At 68.4% G+C, this 18,109-nt stretch carries 18 protein-coding genes; 11 read left to right on the top strand and 7 right to left on the bottom strand.

All coding sequences use genetic code 11. The features are described 5' to 3' along the window. Positions 1–27 precede the first annotated feature (27 nt). A complete protein-coding gene (locus ASC81_RS24250; RefSeq protein ID WP_056273278.1) occupies positions 28–1,050 on the top strand; it encodes an alpha/beta fold hydrolase in 1,023 nt (340 codons plus the stop codon). 14 nt (positions 1,051–1,064) lie between these two features. Here the strand turns inward: ASC81_RS24250 and ASC81_RS24245 are convergent, their stop codons facing one another. Further along, positions 1,065–2,576 (bottom strand): YdiU family protein, encoded by a 1,512-nt coding sequence (locus ASC81_RS24245; protein WP_082536781.1) that lies wholly within the window; start codon positions 2,574–2,576, stop codon positions 1,065–1,067. A 436-nt stretch (positions 2,577–3,012) separates the two neighbouring features. Between ASC81_RS24245 and ASC81_RS24240 the strand changes: the two genes are divergently transcribed. After that, the gene (locus ASC81_RS24240; protein ID WP_156392405.1) at positions 3,013–3,381 is read left to right on the top strand and encodes a hypothetical protein; all 369 of its coding nucleotides are present in this window, start codon (positions 3,013–3,015) and stop codon (positions 3,379–3,381) included. A gap of 203 nt (positions 3,382–3,584) precedes the next feature. Here the strand turns inward: ASC81_RS24240 and ASC81_RS24235 are convergent, their stop codons facing one another. From ASC81_RS24235 to ASC81_RS24220, 4 genes are all read right to left on the bottom strand, one after another. Beyond that, on the bottom strand, positions 3,585–5,078 hold the full coding sequence (locus ASC81_RS24235) for a tripartite tricarboxylate transporter permease (RefSeq protein ID WP_056273268.1): 1,494 nt from the start codon (positions 5,076–5,078) through the stop codon (positions 3,585–3,587). Between the two features lie 12 nt (positions 5,079–5,090). Then, a complete protein-coding gene (locus ASC81_RS24230; RefSeq protein WP_056273265.1) occupies positions 5,091–5,609 on the bottom strand; it encodes a tripartite tricarboxylate transporter TctB family protein in 519 nt (172 codons plus the stop codon). Between the two features lie 151 nt (positions 5,610–5,760). Next, entirely contained in the window at positions 5,761–6,723 is a 963-nt protein-coding gene (locus ASC81_RS24225) for a tripartite tricarboxylate transporter substrate binding protein (protein WP_056273262.1), read from the bottom strand. Between the two features lie 25 nt (positions 6,724–6,748). Continuing rightward, complete coding sequence (locus ASC81_RS24220) at positions 6,749–7,768, bottom strand: porin (protein ID WP_056273261.1); 1,020 nt, start codon at positions 7,766–7,768, stop codon at positions 6,749–6,751. Between the two features lie 126 nt (positions 7,769–7,894). Between ASC81_RS24220 and ASC81_RS24215 the strand changes: the two genes are divergently transcribed. The 5 genes from ASC81_RS24215 to ASC81_RS24195 all read left to right on the top strand — a co-directional run bounded on the left by ASC81_RS24215 (position 7,895) and on the right by ASC81_RS24195 (position 13,408). Continuing rightward, on the top strand, positions 7,895–8,578 hold the full coding sequence (locus ASC81_RS24215) for a response regulator transcription factor (RefSeq protein ID WP_056273258.1): 684 nt from the start codon (positions 7,895–7,897) through the stop codon (positions 8,576–8,578). 141 nt (positions 8,579–8,719) lie between these two features. Beyond that, entirely contained in the window at positions 8,720–10,129 is a 1,410-nt protein-coding gene (locus ASC81_RS24210; RefSeq protein ID WP_056273430.1) for a sensor histidine kinase, read from the top strand. 121 nt (positions 10,130–10,250) lie between these two features. Beyond that, entirely contained in the window at positions 10,251–10,796 is a 546-nt protein-coding gene (gene phaR / locus ASC81_RS24205) for a polyhydroxyalkanoate synthesis repressor PhaR (RefSeq protein ID WP_082536780.1), read from the top strand. Between the two features lie 27 nt (positions 10,797–10,823). Continuing rightward, positions 10,824–12,221, top strand: a complete 1,398-nt coding sequence (rimO, locus tag ASC81_RS24200) for a 30S ribosomal protein S12 methylthiotransferase RimO (RefSeq protein ID WP_056273256.1) — start codon at positions 10,824–10,826, stop codon at positions 12,219–12,221. Continuing rightward, positions 12,221–13,408, top strand: coding sequence for a PLP-dependent transferase (locus tag ASC81_RS24195; protein WP_056273254.1), 1,188 nt, complete (start codon positions 12,221–12,223; stop codon positions 13,406–13,408). The genes rimO and ASC81_RS24195 overlap by 1 nt, the downstream gene beginning before the upstream one ends. A 51-nt stretch (positions 13,409–13,459) precedes the next feature. Here the strand turns inward: ASC81_RS24195 and smpB are convergent, their stop codons facing one another. Next, positions 13,460–13,930 (bottom strand): SsrA-binding protein SmpB, encoded by a 471-nt coding sequence (smpB, locus tag ASC81_RS24190; protein ID WP_056273251.1) that lies wholly within the window; start codon positions 13,928–13,930, stop codon positions 13,460–13,462. A 47-nt stretch (positions 13,931–13,977) separates the two neighbouring features. Here smpB and ASC81_RS24185 point away from each other — a divergent pair, with 47 nt between their 5' ends. Next, positions 13,978–14,439: a type II toxin-antitoxin system RatA family toxin gene (locus ASC81_RS24185; RefSeq protein ID WP_056273248.1), complete on the top strand. Its 462-nt coding sequence runs from the start codon at positions 13,978–13,980 to the stop codon at positions 14,437–14,439. After that, complete coding sequence (locus ASC81_RS24180) at positions 14,429–14,749, top strand: RnfH family protein (protein WP_056273246.1); 321 nt, start codon at positions 14,429–14,431, stop codon at positions 14,747–14,749. Before ASC81_RS24185 ends, ASC81_RS24180 begins: the two co-directional genes overlap by 11 nt. On the opposite strand, the gene ASC81_RS24175 is transcribed toward ASC81_RS24180, so the two are convergent. Continuing rightward, the gene (locus ASC81_RS24175; RefSeq protein WP_056273242.1) at positions 14,750–15,256 is read right to left on the bottom strand and encodes a DUF4124 domain-containing protein; all 507 of its coding nucleotides are present in this window, start codon (positions 15,254–15,256) and stop codon (positions 14,750–14,752) included. It abuts the gene before it with no gap. A 90-nt stretch (positions 15,257–15,346) separates the two neighbouring features. Between ASC81_RS24175 and guaB the strand changes: the two genes are divergently transcribed. Together guaB and ASC81_RS24165 are read left to right on the top strand one after the other, a co-directional pair. Further along, positions 15,347–16,816, top strand: coding sequence for an IMP dehydrogenase (gene guaB / locus ASC81_RS24170; RefSeq protein ID WP_056273424.1), 1,470 nt, complete (start codon positions 15,347–15,349; stop codon positions 16,814–16,816). Positions 16,817–16,874: 58 nt separating this feature from the next. Next, positions 16,875–18,107 carry a TCR/Tet family MFS transporter gene (locus tag ASC81_RS24165; protein WP_056273240.1) on the top strand — a complete coding sequence of 411 codons (1,233 nt, stop codon included), beginning with the start codon at positions 16,875–16,877 and terminating at the stop codon, positions 18,105–18,107. Positions 18,108–18,109 lie beyond the last annotated feature (2 nt).

The raw sequence follows: 18,109 nt of genomic DNA, 5'->3' as shown, positions 1-18,109 counted from the left end.
CGCTGCTCAGCTGCAAGGAACTGCCCGATGTACCGCCTGCCCTCAACACCACCTCCTGCCAGGGCCTCGGCCTGGCCCCTGCTGCTCGGTGCAGCTGCCCTGCTCGGCGCCTCCGCCTGGGTGTCGCGCCGCATGGTGCGACGCGCCCAGGCCAGACACCCGGCCCGTGGCAGCTTCGTGCTTGTCGACGACGTGCGCCTGCACGTCACCGTGCACGGCCAGACCAGCAACCCGCCGCTGGTGCTGCTGCACGGCAACGGCGGTTCGGCCGACGAGATGGCATTGAGCGGCCTGGTGGAGGCGGCGTCCGAGCGTTACTGCGTCTACGTGTTTGACCGCCCCGGCTACGGTCATAGCGCGCGGCCAGCTCATCGCGCCTTCACGCCCGACGCGCAGGCGGGGCTGTTCCTGCATGCGCTGCGGCTGCTGCAGGTGCGCCAGCCCATCGTGATGGGGCACAGCTGGGGCTCGCTGGTGGCGCTGGCCATGGCGCTGCGCGAGCCGGAAGCCGTGCGCGCGGCGGTGCTGGCGTCCGGCTACTTCACCCCCAGCCTGCGGCTTGACACGCTGCTGACGTCTCTGCCGGCGCTGCCTGTCATCGGCACCTTGATGCGCCACACGCTGTCGCCGCTGATCGGGCGGCTGATCTGGCCGCTCATGCTGAAGCGCGTGTTCGCGCCGGCCCCCGTGCCTGAACGCTTCCGCAGGGGCTATCCGGTGTGGCTGTCTCTGCGGCCGCTGACCTTGAAGGCCAGCGCGGCCGAGTCCGCCATGATGCAGTGGCAGGCGACGCGGCTGCTGCCTCGCGAGAAGGCCGTGGCTTTGCCGGTCGTCGTGGTGGCGGGCGAAAGCGACCATCTGGTCATGACGAACTGGCACTCCCGTCGCGCGGCAAGGCGCATTCCCAACGCCCTGTTGACGACGGTGCCGGGCGCCGGGCACATGGTTCATCACACGGCCACGCGGGAGGTGCTTGCAGCCATCGACAGTGCAGCGCGACGCGCCGGCCTGCCGATGCACGCACACCCCTCACCCCCCGAGGGGGCGTAGCGACTCGCGGCGGCTCAGGTGCCGCAGAAGGTGCGATATCCCGCGGTCACGTCCGTCGCGGCGGGTGCCGCATAGCGGGTCAGCAGGGCGGCTTCATCCCAGGGGTTGCGCAGCACGGCCAGCAGCGCTTCGAAGGGCGCCAGGTCGCCCGCGGTGGCGGCGGCCAGCGCTTCTTCGACGAGGTGGTTGCGCGGGATGATGGCCGGGCTGGCGCGGCGCATGCGCTGTGCGCGCTCGGCGCCCGGCATGCCGTCGCTTGCGCAGCGCGCCTGCCAGCGTGCCAGCCATGCGTCCAGCGCGGCGCGGTCGGCGAAGCGGTCCCGCAGCGGCTCGGGCTGCCCTTCGGCGGCGGACGCCAGCAGGCGCCAGGCCAGCGTGAAGTCGACCGCCTGGGTGTGCAGCAGCGTGAGCCAGTCGGCTGCCAGCGCGGCGTCGGCCGCGTCATCGGCTGGTGTTGCAGCAAAAAGGCCGAGCTTGTGTCGCTGGCCTGCCAGCAACGCGCCGTCCAGCGCTGTGGGGAAGGCGTCGATGACTTCCATGGCGTCGGCCACCGCGCGCTCGATGGCCGGCTCGTCGTCGGCGTCTGCCATCAGTGGCAGCAGGGTTTCAGCAAAGCGCGCGAGATTCCAGTGCGCGATGGCCGGCTGGTTGGCATAGGCGTAGCGGCCGTTGTGGTCGATGCTGCTGAACACGGCGGCCGGGTCGTAGGCTTCCATGAAGGCGCAGGGGCCGTAGTCGATGGTCTCGCCCGACAGCGCCATGTTGTCGGTGTTCATCACGCCGTGGATGAAGCCCACGTTCAGCCATTGCGCCACCAGCCGCGCCTGGCGCTCGGCCACCGCGCGCAGGAAGCCCAGTTGACGATCAGGCGCGCCGATGAGGTCGGGGTCGTGGCGCGCGATGGTGTAGTCGGCCAGGCGGCCCAGCATGTCGAGTTCGCCGCGCGCCGCGAAGAACTGGAAGCTGCCCACGCGCAGGTGGCTGGCGGCCACGCGGGTCAGCACGGCCCCCGGTAGCGCGGTCTCCCGGCGCACCAGCTCACCGGTGGCCGCCACGGCCAGGGCCCGCGTCGTCCGAATGCCCAGGGCGTGCATGGCCTCGCCCATCAGCACCTCGCGCAGCATCGGGCCGACGGCGGCCTTGCCGTCGCCGCCGCGCGAGAAAGGTGTTCGGCCCGACCCCTTGAAGGCGATGTCGCGGCGCTGGCCGGCGCGGTCGATCAGCTCGCCCAGCAGCAGCGCGCGGCCGTCGCCCAGCTGCGGCGAAAAGCCGCCGAACTGGTGCCCGGCATAGGCCTGGGCGATGGGCTCGGCGTCGGGCGGCAGCAGATTGCCGGCAAACAGCGCCGCGGCATCGGGGCCTTGCAGCACCTCGGCCGGCAGGCCGAGTTCCTCGGCCAGCGCGAGATTGGCGAACAGCAGCCGCGGCGCGGGCGCCGTGGCGGGCTTGCCGGGCGCGTAGGTGCCCGGCAGTTCGCGGGCGTAGGTGTTGTCGAAGCCAAAACTTTGCATGGGTATCTCTGCCATGAGCGGTGTGCCAGTGTGCGGGCAATCGGGGCATGTGGCGGGCGACTAACGGGCAATCGGCGGGCCGACCGCCGGCAGCGGCTGCTGCTGTAACAGCGGCCCGGAACGGAATTCTTTACCTCGTCCAGATTCACAACAGCCGTCATGTAAGCGGCACAACGTCCTACATTGGCAGGCGCAGCGTCATTGCATCGTTGCGTTAGCGCACAAGGTCGTGCGAGTCGAGCCGCCGGTATGAGATACCCCTTCAGATTTGCAGTGCCGAACTGGTTCGGCGAGTCGGACCCAGCGCTGGTCGGCCAGCGCGCCGTGCCGCGTCCGCTGTGGCGCCGTGCCTTCGGTCGCTCGCGTGCAGCATCGTGGGTCTGTCATCGAGCGCCGGTCCACGCCCAGCCCAAGGCTGGCTAGCCGCCCCGAGCGACCCGGCAAGGCAGGCATGAGTTTCTGGATTTCCACGCCGTTCTCTCAGGAACCCAGGATCGTGCTCGTCCGGTGGCGGGCCTGGGAAGTACAGGTGCCAAACTACGACGCGCCGACCTGGCATCTGGTGGGCTACCTGGTCGAGGAGCACTGCGCCAAGGTGTCGTCGGCGGTTGCCTTTGTGCACGCGGACACCGAGGAAGTCACCACCAAGACCGGCCGCACCTATGCGCTCAGCGGCTCACCCGGCGTCGATCCCGATGTGGCCGCGCTATGGGAATCCTGGCAGCGGACGCACGCCGTCGTCGTGCTGCGCGAGGTGACGACCGACATCCTGGACGGGCGCCAGCCGGTGCCGGTGAACCTGATCCGCGCCTCCGGTTAGAAGCCGGGGCGCCGGCTCTGCGCGGCCTGCCTTGTTTTAGGGCACCGGGATGCCCGCCCTTTGAGAACAACGGCTTAGCCGCCAGTCAGCGCAGTTATCAACAGACTTGCCCACGGTTCGGGCGGAGAACATTGGCCTGCGATAACCGGCTTGTAGGCCGCACGGTGGGCCGAAACCTGTTATGGCGTGCGGGCTGATGGGTCCTACCCGCGCACCGCCGTGCGCCAGCGCCACAGGCGGGGCAGCACCAGCACGGCGGCCAGCACCGCCAGCAGGCCCAGCGACAGCGGCCGCTCGACGAACACGCCCCAGTTGCCGCTGCCGATGGACAGGGCATTGCGACCCTGGGCCTCGGCCAGGGGCCCGAGGATCATGCCGACGACGACGGGCGCGGTCGGGAAGTCGAAGCGCCGCATGACAACGCCCATCAGCCCCAGCCCCAGCATCAGGAAGAGGTCGAAGGCGCTCTGCCGCATGCCGTAGACGCCGACGGTCGCGAAGATCAGGATGCCCGCATAGAGCTGCGGCTTGGGGATCTTCAGCAGCTTCACCCACAGGCCCACGAGCGGCAGGTTCAGCACCAGCAGCATCACGTTGCCGATGTAGAGCGAGGCGATCAGCGCCCAGACCAGCGTCGACGAGGTCGTGAACAGTTGCGGGCCGGCCTGGATGCCGTAGTTCTGCAGCGCGCTGAGCAGGATGGCCGCCGTCACCGAGGTCGGGATGCCCAGGGTCAGCAGCGGTACCAGCGTGGCCGTCACGGCGGCGTTGTTGGCGGCCTCCGGGCCGGCCACGCCCTCGATGGCGCCCGTGGTGCCGAACTCATCCTTGTGGTCGCTGAGCTTGCGCTCCGTTGCGTAGCTGAGGAAGGTCGGGATCTCGGAGCCACCCGCCGGAATGGTGCCGAAGGGAAAGCCGATGACCGTGCCGCGCAGCCAGGCGGGGATGGAGCGCTTCCATTCCTTCTTGGTCATGTGCACGCTGCTGAGCTTGTTGATCTCGGCCTTGCTGCGGCCTTCGTAGAGCGCCATGTAGAGCGTCTCGCCGACGGCGAACAGGCCGACGGCGACCAGCACGGTCTCGATGCCGTCCATGAATTCGGGCACGCCCGCGGTGTAGCGCACCTGGCCGGTGATCTGGTCCAGCCCGACCAGGCCCAGGCCCAGGCCGATGAAGAGCGACGTCATGCCGCGCAGCGTGCTCTTGCCCAGCACCGCGCTGACGGTGGTGAAGGCCAGCAGCATCAGCAGGAAGTATTCCGGCGGGCCCAGCGTCACGGCGAAGTCGGCCACCACGGGCGCGAACAGCGTGACCAGCACCGTGGCGATGGTGCCCGCCACGAAGGAGCCGATGGCCGCCGTGGCCAGCGCGGCACCGGCGCGGCCGCTCTTGGCCATCTTGAAGCCCTCCAGCGCCGTCACCATCGTGCCGGTCTCGCCGGGCGTGTTGAGCAGAATGGAGGTCGTCGAGCCGCCATACATCGCGCCGTAATAGATGCCGGCGAAGAAGATCATCGAGGCCGTGGGCTCGACCTGCGTGGTGATGGGCAGCAGCATGGCCACCGTCACCGCGGGGCCCAGGCCGGGCAGCACGCCGATGGCGGTGCCGATCACGCAGCCGAGGAAGGCCCACAAAAGATTGACGGGCGTGCCGGCGGTGGCAAAGCCGCCCATCAGTTGGTTCCAGAGGTCGAGCATGGGATGCCTTGTTTACAGCCAGCCGGTGGACGTCAGCCCGGGCAGGTTGATGGCCAGCAGCTTGCTGAACATCCAGAACACCGGCGCCGAGATCGCGATACCGGTCAGCAGGTCGTTCAGGCTGCGCCGCAGCCCGCCGCCGGCCTTGCCCTCTGCCATGCGCAGGCCGCGCACGGCGAGTGCAAAGCACAGCGCGCAGGACAGGATGAAGCCGATGGTCGTGATCAGGCTGGCGTTGGCCACGACGCCGGCCACCACCCACGCCACTGCCCGCCAGTCGCCGCCGGCGGCACCCGAGGGCGCTTCCAGCTCGCGATAGCCGCCGCTGCGCGCCTCATACACCAGCCAGGCGCCGCAGATCATCAGCACGACCGACACCAGCCAGGGCAGGGCGTTGGGGCCGACGCCGGCATAGCCGGCCTCCGACGGGATGAACGTGGCGCCCCAGGCCATCACGGCACCGATGAGCAGGACGCCGATGCCCACCACTGACTGGCTCTGCGTAGAAGAAGGACTGCTCATCGAGGGCATCTCCGTGTTGATTTCGGGCCGAGCGCCGGGCCGCTCCCAAGCCGGCCCATTTGGCGATGTGCTTGGCGGTCGATCCGCCAAGCATCGCCGTCCCCTCGGGGGACCGACCAGGCTTGCCGGCGTTCAGCCGAAGCAAGACTGGGCGAGGGGCTCAAATCATCCCGGACTTGACCATGACAGCCCGCAGCGTCGCGAACTCGCGGTCGACGAAGGTGTCGAACTCGGGCCCTGCCAGCAGCGCTGGCGTCCAGCCGTTCTTCGCAATGGACTCTGCCCAGCTCTTGCTTTTGGTCGCCTGCACGACCGCGTCGGTCAGCGCCTTGCGCTGCTCGGCGCTGATGCCCGGTGGCGCGTAAACGCCGCGCCAGTTGCCGATCTCGACGTTGATGCCAAGTTCCTTCAGCGTCGGTGCGTCCAGGCCCTTGATGCGAGCGGGTGACGTGACGGCAATCGCGCGCATCTTGCCGCTCTCCAGGTAGGGCTGGAACTCGCTGAAGCCGCTGCCGCCGATGGTGACGTTGCCGCCCAGGATGGCGGCTGTCGCCTCGCCGCCGCCGCGGAAGGGCACGTAATTGATCTTGGCCGCGTCCACGCCCACGTCACGGGCGATCATGGCCGCGGCGATGTGCTCGGTGGCGCCGCGCGAGCCGCCGCCCCACTTGACGCTGCCGGGGTCTTTCTTGAGCTGCTCGACGACGTCCTTCATCGTTTTCAACGGTGAGGCCGCATGCACGACGAAGACGTTGTATTCGCTGATCAGCCGCGCAATCGGCGTGGCCTGCGACAGGCTCACCGGCGGCTTGCCGGTGATGATCCCGCCCAGCATCACGGCGCCCATGACGAGCAGCGCGTTCGGGTCGCCCTTGCTGGCGTTGACGAACTGGGCCAGCCCCAGGGCGCCGGCCGCGCCGCCCTTGTTCTCGTACTGCACCGAGGACGCGGCGCCCGCGTCCTGCAGCGCCTTGCCGAAGGCGCGGCCGGTGGTGTCCCAGCCGCCACCCGGGTTGGCGGGAATCATCAGTTTCATGGGCACCCCGGCCGCCTCCGCCGCCAGGGGCAAACCACCGGTGGCGGCGAGGGCCGCGAGGGACTTCAGGAATGTGTCGCGACGCATGGTTGTCTCCGTGTCGTCTTGAAGATTAGAACGAGTGATAGATGCCGGCCTCGACGCCACTCGAACCCTGTCCGGGCGTGATCGTCGAACCGCCAGGGATCAGGAAGCGGCCGGTCGAGCTATTGTTCACCTTCGACAGCGTCGTGTAGAGCGAGGTGCGCTTGGACAGGTTGTGCACATAGCCGATGGCGTAGAGCTTGCCCGTGTAGTCCTGGCCGTTGGCGCTGTTGCTGGAATGCGCGTTGACGAAGCTGGCGCGGATCAGACCGGAGCCGACGGCGTAATGCGCGCCGACGACGTAGTTCTTCTGCTCGCGCGTCGTCAGCTTGCTGATGTGCACCAAGCCCAGCAGCTTCAAGGCGCCCATCGTGTAGCTGCCGCCCAGGTTGGTGACCTTGAACTTGTCGCCGCCATTCGTGTTGACCGTCTCCGACACCGCCACGGCGACGTCCACGCCGTTGCCTGCATAGCCGATGCGCCCGCCGACGTAGCGGCCGGTCGTGCCCTCGCCGGCGGCAACCATGGCCTGGCCGTAGACGCCGCCCAGGCCGTCGGGGAGGAAGTAGCCGACCGAGTTGTCCGAGCGGATCACCGTCTTGGACGTGCCCGACACGCCGTCGAAGCCGTAGACCAGGTTGCTGGCTGCGCCGACGCCGTTGGTGCCGAAGGCGTTGAAGCGGCTGATGCTCCAGAAGGTGGGGGTGTAGTCGCGGCCCAGGCGCAGCTCGCCCGCGGTCTTGCTGGCCAGGCTGACCGTCGCCCGGCGGCGCCAGTCGCCGCCGGCGCCGACGTCGGGGCCGATGGCGCCTTCGAGGTGGAAGCTGGCGCTCAGGCCGTTGCCCAGGTCCTCGCGGCCGCGGAAGCCCAGGCGGCTGGTCTGCATGCCGTCGATGCTTTCCAGGTTCAGGGTCTTGTCGCCGTTCTTCAGTCGCTGCACGCCGACGTCGAGCACGCCGAAGATGGTCACGCTGGAGGTCTGGGCCGCGGCCAGCGCCGATGCAGCCGCCAGTGCGGCAGCGGTGAGCAGCTTCACTTGGAAGTTCATGCTTGTCTCCTGTCTTATTGATTGGGAAGTCCATGCTCGACAGCGAGGCTGTCAATCCGCTGTCGAATCCGTCGGGGTAAACCTCAGCTCCGGCAACGGCCCACCCCGGTGCTAGCCTGCCGGCCCATGAAGCTGCTGGTCATCGAAGACAACGCCGCGATGCAGACCACGCTGCAGCGCTCCTTCGAGCGGCGCGGCTTTCGCATCGTCATCTGCGACGACGGCGCCAAGGCGCTGAGCCGCTGGCGCGCGAGCGTGCCAGACGTCGTGTTGCTGGACCTGTCCATGCCGGGGCTGGACGGCCTGGATGTGCTGGGCCTGGCGCGGGCGGAAGGGCTGACCACGCCGGTCATCATCATCACGGCGCGCGGCACGCTGGGCGACAAGATCCTGGGCCTGAACACCGGGGCCGACGACTACCTGCCCAAGCCCTTCGACCTTGATGAGCTGGAGGCGCGCATCCGTGCGCTGGTGCGCCGGCAAGGGCAGGCGAGCGAGGGCTTCAAGCCGCTTGATGCGCCGAGCTTCTGCGGCCTGCGCGCCGACCTGGAGAGCGGCGCCGTCTACCACCATGACCAGCCCCTGGACCTGCCACCGCGCGAGGCCGCGCTGCTGCGTGCGCTGCTGGTGCGGCCGGGCCAGGCGGTGGCCAAGGACAAGCTCTTCGACCTGGTGTTTGCCGATGCCGCCGACGCGCTGCCCGACGCGATCGAGGTGGTGGCCTACCGGCTGCGCAAGCGCCTCGCAGCGAGCGGCGCCAAGCTGGTGACGCTGCGCGGCCTCGGCTATCTGCTGCAAGCCGATGACTGAAGCCCCTCGCCCAAGGAGTACCTTGGTCGGTCCCCGGCGGGGACCGCGATGCACGCGGCATCCAGCCGCATGCACATCGCCAGCGCGGGCCGGCTTGGGAGCGGCCCGGCGCTCGACCCGCATGATGAACGTGCCACCAGCATGAGCGGATACCTTGCGGGCGTGTCCATGCGCAGCCGGCTGCTGCTCGGCATCTTGCTGCCGGTCGGCCTGTTGATCGCCATCAACACGGTCAGCCTCTACCGCGAGACGCTGCGCGCCGTCGACACGGCCTACGACCGCACGCTGCTGGCCTCGGCCAAGGCCATCGGCGAGCTGCTCGGCGTGGACGGCAGCGGCGAGCAGGCGCGCCTGGTGGCGGCGGTGCCCTATGCCGCGCTGGAGGCCTTCGAGACCGACAGCCGCAGCCGTCTTTACTTCAAGGTTCGGGGCTTCAAGGGCGAGATGGTCTCCGGCTACGAGGACCTGCCCGACTGGCAGGGCAAGCTGCCCGACCAGAGCGCGTATGCCGCGTTGGTCGACTTCTACGACGACCGTTTCCGTGGCGAGCCGGTGCGCATGGCCGTGCTGCTGCAGCCTGTCTCGGGGCAGACCGGCATGGGCCTGGCCACCATCCAGGTCGCCGAGACGCTGGATCTGCGCCGCAGCCTGGCGCGCCAGGTGCTGTTGCACACCGTGTGGCGGCAGGCGGCACTGCTGGCTGTCATCGCCATCGTCGTCTGGGCCGTGGTGCAGCGCGCGACACGGCCGGTGCGCGAGCTCAGCGCGGCGCTGCAGGCCCGCGACGCCGAGGACCTCAGCCCACTGCAGGCCCCGGAGATGCCAGCCGAGCTGGCGCCTCTGATCGTCGCGACCAACGACGCGCTGGCCCGCCAGGCCCGGCTGCTGGAGCACCAGAAACGCTTTGTGCGCGACGCCTCCCACCAGCTGCGCACGCCGCTGGCCGTGCTGAAGGTGCAGGTGCAGTCGGCCCGCCAGGGCGACGTGGAACCCATGCAGGCGCTGGCCGAGATCGACACGACGGTGGCCCGCGCCACCCAGCTTGCCAACCAGATGCTGGCCCTGGCGCGCGCCGAGCAGATGCGCCAGCAGGGCGAGGCCATGCCGACGCAGGACTGGGCCGAAATCGTCCGCGCCGTGGCGCTGGACCTGGCGCCGCTGATCGCCAAGCAGGGGCTGGACTTCGACATCCGCACCGAGCCCGCCGCGATTGACAGCCATGAATGGGCGCTGCGCGAGCTGACGCGCAACCTGCTTCACAACGCCATCCAGCACACGCCGGCCGGCGGGCGGCTGGACATCGGGCTCAGCGTGGACGCCGGCTGGGCGCGGCTCGTCATTGCCGACGGCGGACCGGGGCTGACGCCACAACAGCGCGACAGGCTCTTCCTGCCCTTCTCGGCCGGCGAGTCCGGCGGCGGCTCCGGGCTGGGTCTGGCGATCTGCCAGGCGCTGGTGCACTCGCTGGGCGGGCAGATCGAGCTGAGCAACCGCCTCGACGGCAACCGCATCGCCGGCCTGGATGCGGTCGTGCGGCTGCCGCTGCGGTGACGGCAGGCGAACGCAGGGCGCGGCTGCAATCGCCCTCGGCCCCCTAGGCTCAAGGTAAACCCGTCCGACGGTGGCGTCAGGCGTCTGCCAGAATTTGCTGCACTGCACAGGAGATTCCCGCATGGCGACTGCCCGCAAGAAAGCGGCAACGACGACTGACCAAGCCGGCGATGCCACGCCCGGCCTGCGCATCCTCAAGAAGTACCCCAACCGCCGCCTCTACGACACCCAGACCAGCAGCTACATCACGCTGGCCGACGTGAAGGCCATGGTGCTGGACGGCACCGCCTTCGAGGTGCACGACGCCAAGACCCACGAGGACCTGACCCGCGCCATCCTGCTGCAGATCATCCTGGAGGAGGAAACTGGCGGCGTGCCGATGTTCTCGGCCAACTCGCTGGCGCAGATCATCCGCCTGTACGGTCATGCGATGCAGGGCGTCATGGGCGGCTTGCTGGAGCGCCAGATGCAGGCCTTCACCGACATGCAGCAGCGTTTCACCGAGCAGACGCCCGGCGGCATGCCCTTCACGCCCGAGGCCTGGACGGGCCTGATGGGCGGCTACGCCGAGCAGAGCAAGTCGCTGATGACGCAGTGGCAGGAACAGCTGAAAAATGCCGGCGTGATCTTCCCTTTTGTCGCGCCGCCCGGCCCCAAAAAGCCCTGATGCGGTGACATCGCCGAAAATGCGGCGATGAATGAACCTGTCACCCTCGCCGCGCCAGCCGCGGCGCCCAAGATCGGCTTTGTGTCGCTGGGCTGCCCCAAGGCCCTCACCGACTCCGAGCTCATCCTCACGCAACTGCGCGCCGAGGGCTACGAAACCTCCAAAACCTTCGCCGGCGCCGACCTGGTGATCGTCAACACCTGCGGCTTCATCGACGACGCGGTCAAGGAGAGCCTGGACACCATCGGCGAGGCGCTGGCGAAGAACGGCAAGGTCATCGTCACCGGCTGCCTGGGCGCCAAGGCCGGCGCCGCCAGCAGCGATGCCGGCAGCCTGGTGCGCGAGATGCACCCGAGCGTGCTGGCCGTCACGGGCCCGCATGCGACCCAGGAGGTCATGGACGCGGTGCACATCCATGTGCCCAAGCCCCACGATCCCTTCGTCGACCTGGTGCCCAGCTACGGCGTCAAGCTGACGCCCAAGCACTACGCCTATCTGAAGATCAGCGAGGGCTGCAACCACCGCTGTTCCTTCTGCATCATCCCGAGCATGCGCGGCGACCTGGTGTCCCGTCCGATCGGCGACGTGCTCAACGAGGCCCGCGCGCTGTTCGAAAGCGGCGTGAAGGAGTTGCTGGTCATCAGCCAGGACACCTCGGCCTATGGGGTGGACGTGAAGTACCGCATGGGCTTCTGGGATGGCAAGCCGGTCAAGACGCGCATGCTGGACCTCGTCGCCCAGCTCGGCGAGATCGCCAAGCCCTTCGGCGCCTGGGTGCGCCTGCACTACGTCTACCCGTATCCGCATGTGGATGCCGTGCTGCCGATGATGGCTGAGGGGCTGGTGCTGCCCTATCTGGACGTGCCTTTTCAGCATTCCCACCCGGACGTGCTCAAGCGCATGAAGCGCCCCGCCAATGGTGAGAAGAACATGGAGCGCATCTTGCGCTGGCGCGAGAGCTGCCCGGAGCTGGTCATCCGCTCGACCTTCATCGCCGGCTTTCCCGGCGAGACCGAGGCCGAGTTCCAGCATCTGCTGGATTTCATGCATGAAGCGAAGATCGACCGTGCGGGTTGTTTCGCCTATTCGCCCGTGGAGGGCGCCAGCGCCAATGACATTCCCGGCGCGCTGCCGACGGAGGTCCGCGAGGAGCGCCGCGCACGCTTCATGGCGGTGGCCGAACAGGTGTCGGCCGCCAAGCTGCAAAGCCGTGTCGGGCAGACCTTGCAGGTGCTGGTCGACGCCGCGCCCGCCCTCGGCCGCAAGGGCGGCGTCGGCCGCTCCTACGCCGATGCGCCGGAGATTGACGGCACCGTGAAGATCCTGCCGCCCGAGAAGGCCAGCAAGACGATGAAGGTGGGCGACTTCGTGCGTGCGCGCGTCGTGGCGGCGGATGGACATGACCTCGTGGCAAGCTTGGTCTGATGAGTAAGAAAGCACTCAGCACCACATTGATCCACCACCCCTACCGCGCGCCCGAAGGCTGGGACGCGGTGCCCGTGCCGGTGGCCAAGGCGTCGACCGTGCTGTTCAAGAACACGGCCGACCTGCACAAGCCGCGGCCACGAGACGGGCTGACCTACCGTTACGGCCTGCATGGCACGCCGACCAGCTACACGCTGGCCGCGCGCATCGCGACGCTGGAGCACGCCGAGCATTGCCTGCTCGTGCCCAGCGGCCTGGCCGCCGTGACGCTGCCGTCGCTGGCCGTGCTGCGCCCAGGCGACGAGGTGCTGGTGCCAGACAACGTCTACGGGCAGAACCGCTACCTCACCGAGTCCTGGCTGCCGCAATGGGGCGTCACGCACCGCTTCTACGACCCGCTGACGGTGCCGGCGCTGCGCGACAACACCAAACTGGTCTGGCTGGAGGCGGCGGGTTCCATCACGCTGGAGTTCCCCGACCTGCTCGGCACGCTGGCGGCCTGCCGCGCGCGCGGCATCACCACGGCGCTGGACAACACCTGGGGCGCGGGTCTGGCCTTCAACGGCTTCGAGCCGGCGCCGGCGACACACCCGGGCTTGGGCGCCGACATTGTCATGCAGGCGCTGACCAAATATCCCAGCGGCGGTGCCGACGTGCTGATGGGTTCGGTCTGCACGCGCGACCGCAAGTTGCACGACAAGTTGAACCATGCGCATGAGCACCTGGGCTACGGCCTGGGCCAGAACGACGTGGAACTGGTGCTGCGCGGCCTGCCGACGCTTCAACTGCGCTACGAGGCGCAGGACCGCGTCACACGCGAGCTGGCGAGCTGGATGGCCGCCCGGCCAGAGGTGGCGCACGTCTTCCATCCCGCGTTGCCGGATTCGCCGGGGCACGAGCATTGGCTGGCTGTCGGTGGCGCAGGCGCTGCCTGCCTGTTCTCGGCTGTCTTCAAGCCCGAGTACAGCGCTGCACAGGTGGACGCCTTCGTCGATGCCTTGCAGCTGTTCGGCATCGGCTACTCGTGGGCCGGCCCGATGAGCCTGGCCGTGCCCTACGACATGGGCCACAGCCGCAATCTGCCGCTGCCCTTTGACGGTGGCACGCTCGTGCGCTTTGCCATCGGCCTGGAAGACGGTGCCGACCTCATGGCAGACATCGAGCAGGCGCTGTCAGCTCTTGTTTGACACCTTGTGCCGCATGAGCTGGCCACGTTGGCGAAAGTGCCAACGCGCCGCTTACGCGTCTCGGGCCTTGCGGCCGGTTGCTGCGTGCCGCATCAACTGGCCCTTTTCCCGTTCCCAGTCGCGCTGCTTCTCGGTGTTGCGCTTGTCGTGCTCGGCCTTGCCCTTGGCCAACGCGATGTCGGCCTTCACGCGGCCGCCCTTGTAGTGCAGGTTCAGCGGCACGAGGGTGAAGCCGCGCTGCTCGACCTTGCCGACCAGCCGCTTGATCTCGGCCTTGTGCATCAGCAGCTTCTTGGTGCGGTCGGCTTCGGGCGTGACGTGGGTGGAGGCGCTCCGCAGCGCGTTGATGCGGCAGCCGATCAGGAACAGCTCACCGTTCTTGATCATCACGTAGCCATCGGTCAGCTGGACCTGGCCGGCGCGGATGGCCTTGATCTCCCAGCCCGAGAGCACGACACCGGCCTCGAACTGTTCTTCGATGTGGTAGTCGTAACGGGCGCGGCGGTTCTCGGCGATGGACATGGGGTCGCAAATGGGGGCGATGCCCCTCAATACAATTTGTGGATTCTATGAAGCAGGTCAAAAAGTCAGTTCTGCTCTGGTACACGCCCCGCGAGATGTACGAGCTGGTCACCGCGGTGGAGCGCTATCCCGAGTTCCTGCCCTGGTGCGACAAGGTCGATGTGCTGGGGCGGGAGGGTGACGCCGTCACGGCCCGGTTGCACCTGGCCTATGCAGGCGTGCGCCATGCCTTCACCACGCGCAATCGCAATGATGAAGCGGCGCTCAGCGTCGACATGGAACTGGTCGACGGCCCCTTCTCGCATCTCGACGGCGTCTGGCAATTCCTGCCGCTGAACAAGCCCGGCACGGAAGGCGAGCCGACCGCCTGCAAGATCGTCTTCGAGCTGAAGTACGCTTTCAGCAGCGGCGCATTGGAGGCCGTCGTCAGCCCCGTGTTCGACCGCATCGCCAACACCTTCGTCGACAGCTTCGTGCAGCGCGCGGAAAGCCTCTACGGTGCGCGTTGAGCTGGTCTGGAGCTTGGCAGCAGGCGATGTTCAGCACCACTGGCTGGAGGTGGGGGAGGGCGCCACGCTGGAGTCCGCGCTGCGGGGCTGTGCCGACTTCATGGCGGCCTACGGGAATGGCCCGCCGCTCGATCAATTGCGCATCGGCATCTGGGGCCGCGTGCGGCCGCTGCAGACCGCCTTGCGCGAACGTGACCGCATCGAGCTTTATCGCCCGCTCACCGTCGACCCGATGGAAGCGCGCCGGCTCCGCTATGCCAAGCGCGGTGAGCGCATCGTGTCGCGCCACCGGCCCAAGCATTCAGGCTGATCAGCGGCACTCGCTGGTGATGACGTCTCGCGCACGGGCCACCTCGACGGAGAGCTGGGATTCATCCATGAAGACGCGCTCACCCTTGTCGTTGGTGCGCGTGATGCGCTGGCCGCTCTGCAGGTCGCGCAGATTGGCCTGAGCGCGCGCGCAGTTCTCGCGGCGCTGCGCGGCGATGCGGCGCTCCTCTTCCTTGCGCTTGGCGGCCTCGCTGTCCTGCTCTTGCTTCTGACGCGCGGCGGCTTCCTGCTCGGCCTTGGTGGGCGCGCTGGCGGCCGGCTTGGGCGCTGAGGCGGCAGCCCCTTGCTGGCCCGGTGGCGCAACGACGATGGTCGGCCGGTTGGCCGCCGCTGGGCGCTGCAGGATGTCCTTGTCCGGCGTGCCGGGCGGCGGCGGCAGGTCGCTGTACTGGACGTTGCCGCGGGCGTCGCGCCACTTCCATTGGGCCTGGGCGGACGCGGCCAGAGCCAGGCCAATCAGCGCGATGAAGAGGGGCTTGAGACGCATGCCGGCAGTTTAGGGCCTGTTGATCCAAGGGCAACGGGCGCTCCTGAGGCCATCCGTATAATGCCGCTTTGCGTCTGGAGCTTCTCCATCATGCGCCTTCTCGGCAAAGCGCTCACCTTCGACGACGTTCTGTTGGTGCCAGCGTTCTCCCAGGTGTTGCCCCGCGACACCAGCCTTGCGACCCGACTGTCGCGCAACATTCCCCTGAACCTGCCCCTGGTGTCCGCTGCCATGGACACGGTGACCGAAGCCCGCCTGGCAATCGCCATCGCGCAGGAAGGCGGCATCGGCATCGTGCACAAGAACCTCAGCGCCGAAGCGCAGGCGCGTGAAGTCGCCCGGGTCAAGCGCTATGAGAGCGGCGTCGTCCGCGAGCCGCTGACCATCGGCCCCAATGCCACCGTGCGCGAGGCCGTGGAACTGACCCGCCAGCACGGCTTCTCCGGCTTCCCGGTCGTCGAGGGCAAGCGCGTCATCGGCATCGTCACCGGCCGCGACCTGCGCTTCGAGACGCGCATGGACGCCCGCGTCAGCGAGATCATGACGCCGGCCGAGAAGCTCATCACCGTCAAGGACGGCGCGTCCACCGACGAGGCCAAGGCGCTGATGCACAAGCACAAGCTGGAGCGCGTCGTCGTCGTCAACGACGCCTTCGAGCTGCGCGGCCTGATGACCACCAAGGACATCACCAAGCAGACCAGCTTCCCGAACGCCGCCCGTGACAGCCACGGCAAGCTGCGCGTCGGCGCGGCGGTCGGCTTCGGCGACGACACCGAGCAGCGCGTCGAACTGCTGGTGCGCGCCGGCGTCGATGCCCTCATCGTCGACACCGCCCACGGCCACAGCGCCGGCGTGCTGGAGCGCGTGCGCTGGGTCAAGAGCCAGTATCCGAACGTCGATGTCATCGGCGGCAACATCGCCACCGGTGCTGCGGCGCTGGCGCTGGTGGAAGCCGGCGCCGACGGCGTCAAGGTCGGCATCGGTCCCGGTTCCATCTGCACGACGCGCATCGTCGCGGGCGTGGGCGTGCCGCAGATCACGGCCATCGACAACGTCGTCACGGCCCTCAAGGGCACCGGCGTGCCGGTCATCGCCGACGGCGGCGTGCGCTATTCCGGCGACCTGGCCAAGGCCATCGCCGCCGGCGCCGACTGCGTGATGATGGGCGGCGCCTTCGCCGGCACCGAAGAAGCGCCGGGCGAGGTCATCCTCTACCAGGGCCGCACCTTCAAGAGCTACCGCGGCATGGGCTCCATGGGTGCCATGGCCAAGGGCAGCGCGGACCGCTATTTCCAGGACACGTCGGCCAACAACCCGAACACGTCCAAGCTGGTGCCCGAGGGCATCGAAGGCCAGGTGCCCTACAAGGGCTCGGTGGTGCAGGTCATCTTCCAGATGGCCGGCGGCCTGAAGGCCTCGATGCATTACTGCGGCTGCGGGTCCATCGCCGACATGCAGGAGAAGGCAGAGTTCGTCGAGATCACGACCGCGGGCATGCGCGAGAGCCATGTCCACGACGTGCAGATCACGAAGGAAGCACCGAACTACCGCAGCGAGTGAGCTGCCGACCGGGACAACGGGGCGAGCCGATCGCCCCGTTTCTCTTTTCAGAAGCGCAATGAGTTCACCATCCCCCCGCACCCCGGCCATGGGCTTCATCATGGCCGCGGTGCTGATCGACATGATCTCCATCGGGTTGATGGTGCCGGTCCTGCCGCACATCGTGGGCACCTTCACGTCGAGCAACGACGAGCAGACCGCCGCCTTCCTGGTCGTGTCGATGGCCTTCGGCATCGCCAACTTCATCGGCTCGCCCATCCTCGGCGCGCTGTCCGACCGCTTCGGCCGCCGGCCCGTGCTGCTGATCGGCTTTGCCGGCCTGGGCCTGAGCTTCTTCGTGACGGCGATGGCGACGGCGCTGTGGATGCTGGTCGTCGTGCGGCTGTTCTCGGGTGCGATGCAGGCCAACATCGCGATTGCCAACGCCTACGTCGCCGACATCACGCCGGCCGAGGACCGTGCGCGCCGCTTCGGCCAGCTGGGCGCCATGTTCGGCGTCGGCTTCATCCTCGGCCCGGTCATCGGCGGCTGGCTGGGGCACTACGACATCCACTGGCCCTTCATCGCGGCCGGCTGCATGGCCGTCCTGAACTGGTGCTACGGCTTCTTCGTGCTGCCGGAATCCCTGCCGCCCGAACGGCGCACCGCCTTCAACTGGCGCAAGGCCAACCCGGTCTCGGCGCTGCGCGGCCTGGCGGCGCTGAAGGGCGTCGGTTCGCTGGTGGTGGTGATTGCGCTGGCGTCGCTGTCGCAGTTCATGCTGCACATGACCTGGGTGCTCTACACCAAGTTCAAGTTCGGCTGGGGGCCGCTGGAGGTCAGCTGGTCGCTGTTCGCCGTCGGCATCGTCTCCGTCATCAGCCAGGGCGTGCTGCTCAAGCCGCTGCTGGCGCGCTTCAGCCCGCAACGCATCGCCCTCATCGGCATGGGCTCGGCCACGCTCGCCTATCTGGGTTTCGGCCTGGCCACCGAGGGCTGGATGATGTACGCCGTCATCGCCTTCAACCTGCTCGGCGGCGTCGCGACGGCGGCTGTGCAGAGCATCATCTCCAACGCCGCGGGCGCCAACAGCCAGGGTCAGGCCATGGGGGCGGTGTCTTCGCTGAACAGCCTGACGGCCGTGCTCGCGCCCATCATCGGCCTCACGCTGCTGGGCTGGGTCTCGCACCTGCCAGCCGAGGACCCGCGCATGGGCCTGCCCTTCTTCACCTGCGCGGCGCTGCAACTGATCGGCCTGGTCCTTGCCTACCGCTTCTTCCATCGCCAGCGCACCGCCTTGCAAACTGCGTGAGA

Origin of the sequence: Pelomonas sp. Root405 (assembly GCF_001425165.1) — a bacterium.
GTDB lineage: Bacteria > Pseudomonadota > Gammaproteobacteria > Burkholderiales > Burkholderiaceae_C > Pelomonas.
This window is presented reverse-complemented; position numbering and strand designations above follow the sequence as displayed.

What these genes read in the sequence shown, in the direction of transcription:
- rimO (WP_056273256.1), top strand. Translation starts at nt 10,824, where the DNA reads ATGAATGAACCTGTCACCCTCGCCGCGCCAGCCGCGGCGCCCAAGATC.
- ASC81_RS24175 (WP_056273242.1), bottom strand. Translation starts at nt 15,256, where the DNA reads ATGCGTCTCAAGCCCCTCTTCATCGCGCTGATTGGCCTGGCTCTGGCC.
- ASC81_RS24225 (WP_056273262.1), bottom strand. Translation starts at nt 6,723, where the DNA reads ATGCGTCGCGACACATTCCTGAAGTCCCTCGCGGCCCTCGCCGCCACC.
- ASC81_RS24235 (WP_056273268.1), bottom strand. Translation starts at nt 5,078, where the DNA reads ATGCTCGACCTCTGGAACCAACTGATGGGCGGCTTTGCCACCGCCGGC.
- smpB (WP_056273251.1), bottom strand. Translation starts at nt 13,930, where the DNA reads ATGTCCATCGCCGAGAACCGCCGCGCCCGTTACGACTACCACATCGAA.
- ASC81_RS24185 (WP_056273248.1), top strand. Translation starts at nt 13,978, where the DNA reads ATGAAGCAGGTCAAAAAGTCAGTTCTGCTCTGGTACACGCCCCGCGAG.
- ASC81_RS24240 (WP_156392405.1), top strand. Translation starts at nt 3,013, where the DNA reads ATGAGTTTCTGGATTTCCACGCCGTTCTCTCAGGAACCCAGGATCGTG.
- ASC81_RS24230 (WP_056273265.1), bottom strand. Translation starts at nt 5,609, where the DNA reads ATGCCCTCGATGAGCAGTCCTTCTTCTACGCAGAGCCAGTCAGTGGTG.
- ASC81_RS24215 (WP_056273258.1), top strand. Translation starts at nt 7,895, where the DNA reads ATGAAGCTGCTGGTCATCGAAGACAACGCCGCGATGCAGACCACGCTG.
- phaR (WP_082536780.1), top strand. Translation starts at nt 10,251, where the DNA reads ATGGCGACTGCCCGCAAGAAAGCGGCAACGACGACTGACCAAGCCGGC.
- ASC81_RS24250 (WP_056273278.1), top strand. Translation starts at nt 28, where the DNA reads ATGTACCGCCTGCCCTCAACACCACCTCCTGCCAGGGCCTCGGCCTGG.
- ASC81_RS24195 (WP_056273254.1), top strand. Translation starts at nt 12,221, where the DNA reads ATGAGTAAGAAAGCACTCAGCACCACATTGATCCACCACCCCTACCGC.
- guaB (WP_056273424.1), top strand. Translation starts at nt 15,347, where the DNA reads ATGCGCCTTCTCGGCAAAGCGCTCACCTTCGACGACGTTCTGTTGGTG.
- ASC81_RS24210 (WP_056273430.1), top strand. Translation starts at nt 8,720, where the DNA reads ATGAGCGGATACCTTGCGGGCGTGTCCATGCGCAGCCGGCTGCTGCTC.
- ASC81_RS24245 (WP_082536781.1), bottom strand. Translation starts at nt 2,576, where the DNA reads ATGGCAGAGATACCCATGCAAAGTTTTGGCTTCGACAACACCTACGCC.
- ASC81_RS24220 (WP_056273261.1), bottom strand. Translation starts at nt 7,768, where the DNA reads ATGAACTTCCAAGTGAAGCTGCTCACCGCTGCCGCACTGGCGGCTGCA.
- ASC81_RS24165 (WP_056273240.1), top strand. Translation starts at nt 16,875, where the DNA reads ATGAGTTCACCATCCCCCCGCACCCCGGCCATGGGCTTCATCATGGCC.